Genomic DNA, 839 nt, shown 5'->3' on the forward strand with positions numbered 1-839 from the left:
TGCAGGATCGATGTACGACGGTAACGGGTTAGTCTGCAGCGCTGCTTCCGTGGGGTCGTAGGCTCCGAGCCCGATACCGGACAGGATGTCCGTTGTAGACGCAAGCGCTTTTGCGGAAAAGAAGACAATTTCCTCAGATGCAGAAGGAATGGTTGGATCATTTGTCTCCGGAATCAACAGCGTGCGAACCGGATCAGGACCGCCGGCTGCAAGTGAGCCGTCGGCACTGCTGAGCACCACCGTCGAACTGAAGCCCTGAACCAGATCCAGTGCATAGCTGCCATTGGCAAACACGGTCAGCGTGTAGTCGACGCTGGTATCTGCTGTTTGAGCATTGTTGTCAAAGTCACCGGTCAGCGTTCCTGCGAATTGGTACGCGCCATTGGCATCCGGTGAGGGCGATAGCTCGGTGAGCGTGCCGGTCCCGGTCGTTGTTGTGTTGTCTGGCCTGACAAGCGTGAACTCACCGTTCACCAGCGAGACATCCAGACCGGCCGCACCTAGCCCGTCGGCTCCGTCCGACTTATCCCAGAACCCGTATTGTGCAAGGACGCTACCGGTCCCGATCAGGTTGCCGAACGCGAGTGTCGGCGTATCGTCGTCAACGGTGATGACCAGTTTGTCAGCGGCGGCGGTGACGGTGTCGCCGTCCTTGTCGGTGGCCTGCAGCAAGCTGCCCAGGTTGATGGTGATGTCGTTTTCGTCGTTGCCGGCTGCATGGTCCAGCGGCTTGAGCAGGGTGAAGGAGTAGGCACCGGCAGCGGTGAGGCTGAAGGTGAATACATCGACCACACCGGCCTTGGCCGTGAGGGTGTTGCCCACGACGCTGTACACCAGTG

1 protein-coding gene is annotated in these 839 nt (G+C 59.5%); it reads right to left on the reverse strand.

Annotated elements, in window-relative coordinates; genetic code table 11:
* The coding region (locus UIA24_RS23030; protein WP_442963073.1) for a T1SS-143 repeat domain-containing protein at positions 1–839 on the reverse strand (839 nt) is incomplete at both ends.

Origin of the sequence: Pseudomonas sp. AL 58, assembly GCF_036348395.1 — a bacterium.
GTDB classification, from domain to species: domain Bacteria; phylum Pseudomonadota; class Gammaproteobacteria; order Pseudomonadales; family Pseudomonadaceae; genus Aquipseudomonas; species Aquipseudomonas defluvii.